This window comes from Corallococcus sp. CA053C, from assembly GCF_003611675.1.
GTDB lineage: Bacteria > Myxococcota > Myxococcia > Myxococcales > Myxococcaceae > Corallococcus.
In genome coordinates this window covers 1-2,665 of sequence record NZ_RAWA01000681.1, presented here as the reverse complement: position 1 = coordinate 2,665, position 2,665 = coordinate 1, and the positions used below count along the sequence as shown (strand labels likewise).

Sequence of the window (2,665 nt, the reverse complement as noted above, 5' to 3'; positions counted from 1 at the left end):
CCCCAGCGCCGTGCCGCCGTTGAGGACGCCCACCGCGAGCCGGTTCTCCACCGGCCCGTTGCCGGCCCGGATCGCGTTGGTGCTCACCGACGGGATGAGGCTCAGGTTCACCGCCAGCCGCATCCGTCCCTCCGGGGACAGCGCCTGCGCTGGCGCACGGCCGCCGCCGCGCATCACGGTGGCCTCGCTGCCCACGCCCAGGAAGTCGCCGGGAGACAGCGGCGTGCGCATGCCCTCCTTCAGCGTGAAGGCGGTCTCGGACACGCTGCCGCCCAGCTCGCGCCGCGCGCGGTAGGCCCCGGGAGCGAGCCCCAGTTCGGTGGCGCGGCCGGACGCCTTCTGCACCTCCACCACCAGCGTGCCCACCGCGTCGCGCACGTACAGCCGGCCTTCGAGCGGCTCGGTGAGGATGAGGCCCGCGGTGGTGGCGCGCAGGTCGGTCATGACGAGGTCGCCGGTGCCCGCGAGCTCGATGTCGTAGTTGGGGTGCTGCGCGCCGCCCTGCGTGCGCTCGGTGCGCGCGAGCGTTTCGTGGAAGGCGAACTGGTACGCCTCCGTGAGGGACACGCGGCCGTCGTGGGTGACGTCCGCGGCGCCGCGCAGGCCGGACACCAGGTGGTGGGTGAAGAACGAGCCGCCCAGCCGGTCCGACTCCTGCGACGCCTCGTCCGCGCTGGACGAGGTGAGGATGGCGTGGCCCTTCACCTGGATGCCGGAGTCCACCAGGAACGCGGGCCGCGCCACGCCGCCCTTGCGCCGCGCGAACGCGCCGGACGCGCACGAGTCCAGCACCGCGATGCGCACATCCGCGGGCAGCCCCTCCAGCGCGCGGCGCAGCTCGCCGTAGTCCAGCCGCTCGCCCTTGAGGAGCAGGCCCTCGTCGTCCGAGTGGCCGGAGTAGTACAGCAGTACCTCCACGCGCCGGGCCCCGGAGGCGCGCGCGCCTTCGGCCAGCTTGCGCATGCGCTCGAAGCCGGAGAGGACACCCGCGCGGTCCACGTCCGTGAGCAGCACGCGGTCCTGGGGCAGCACGCCGCCCAGCTCCGACAGCACCTGGGAGAAGGCTCTCGCGTCGGTGTCCGCGTAGCGCAGCCGCACGCGTTCAGGGCCGCCGTCATTGACGCCCACGAGCAGGGCCAGGCGGCGCACGGCGACGGCTTCGGCGTGGGCCCGGGTCGGAGCCCCCACGCACAACGAGAGCAACAGGAGGACGACGGGCGCTCTCATGGGGAGGGCTTCTCCAACAGGAAGGAGGTCTGCCCCAGTTCGGGAGGCAGGCGCAGCGGCGCGGTGCGCGCGTCAGGCGAAGCGGCGAGGACGCGCGCGGCGGACAGGACGCCGTCCAGGGCGAAGGGCGCATCGGCGGTGACGAGGAAGAAGCGCTCGAAGCCGGGCGCGTCGTCCAGCTCATAGGCGCGGGGCAGCAGGTGCGTACCGGAGCGCTCCAGCACGGCGGACAGGTGGCCCGGCTCCTGCCCTGATTCCCCGGGGCTAGGCAGGTGCTGGGTGACGGCGCCACGGCCGTCCACGGAGAGCAGGACGCCGTGGGGCTTGCCGGCGGAGGCGTAGGAGAGCTGCACCACGTCACCGGCCTGGGCGTGGGCGCCGTCGGTGAGGCGCTCGGAGCGCGCGGCGCTCTGGCGGTGCACGTCGAGCCGCGGCTGCAGGCCCTTGCTGCGCGTGGGCTCCAGGATGCCGGGGGTGGTGCCCCACGCGGCTGGCGCCTCCCGCACGTCGGACGATGTCGAAGGTCGCACGAGGACGACCAGGGCCGCGGCGGCGAGCACCGGCACCAGGACGGGCAGGAAGCGCCACGAAGGGCGCGGTGGGGACGCCTCCGCGCGGGTCGGGGCCGCGACGACGTGGGCTCCGGCGACGGCTGCCTCCGGACGGGCCGCGCGGGCCATCACCTCGCGGGCGACGGCCTGGGGGGGCAGGCGGGCGAGGATGGCGCGCGAGTCGGCCTCCAGGGCGGCGAGGCGCGAGGGCCCGTCGGGCTCCTGGGCGAGGCGGGCGCGGGCGGCGGCGAGCTCATCCGGGGGGAGCTCCCCCAGCGCGATGCGCTCCAGCAGCCAGTCCGGGGTGTGGTGGGGGGACGTCATGCGGCCTCCAGCTCCTGCAGGACAGCGGACAGGGCCCGCAGGCGCTTGCGCACCCCGGACACGGACAGGCCCACCTCGCGGGCGGTCTCCTCCAGCGTCATGCCGTCCACCAGGTGGAGCACGGCGATGTCGCGGCTGGAGGCGGGCACCCGGCCGAAGAGGCGATCCAACAGCCCCCGTGCGGCCGTACGGGCCTCCAGGTCCCCGGAGGCGGCGATGCGCAGCACGATTTCGTCATCCCGGTCTTCCGGACGTCGCTTCGTGCCGCGAAGGCGGTTGAGGCACACGCGGGTGGCAATCTGATGCAGCAGGCTGGACGGCGCGGTGTCCTTGAGGGCGGCCTGGTAGCGAAGCAGCTGCACGAACACGTCATGCATCGCGTCCACGGCCTGCTCCTCGTCGCGCAGCAGGAAGCGGCAGCGCCGGAGCACCTGGGGGCCGTAGCGTTGGTAGTAGGCCTCCACATGAACGGACACCGCGCACGCCTCCTGGTCGGACCAGGGAAACACCGGTGCCCTGAAAGTCTGTCACCGGCTTTCTTCCGAAGCGGCGTCCCTACCCTG

Annotated in this window: 3 protein-coding genes; all 3 read right to left on the bottom strand. The window is 74.1% G+C overall.

Going from position 1 to position 2,665, the window contains the following annotated elements:
• A partial coding sequence (locus D7V97_RS42060) for a caspase family protein (protein ID WP_147445230.1) occupies positions 1-1,227 on the bottom strand: 1,227 nt, incomplete at its 3' end.
• A complete protein-coding gene (locus D7V97_RS42055; RefSeq protein WP_120616140.1) occupies positions 1,224-2,102 on the bottom strand; it encodes an ActD-like protein in 879 nt (292 codons plus the stop codon). The genes D7V97_RS42055 and D7V97_RS42060, both read right to left, overlap by 4 nt.
• Complete coding sequence (locus tag D7V97_RS42050; protein WP_120616141.1) at positions 2,099-2,578, bottom strand: RNA polymerase sigma factor; 480 nt, start codon at positions 2,576-2,578, stop codon at positions 2,099-2,101. Before D7V97_RS42050 ends, D7V97_RS42055 begins: the two co-directional genes overlap by 4 nt.
• Positions 2,579-2,665 lie beyond the last annotated feature (87 nt).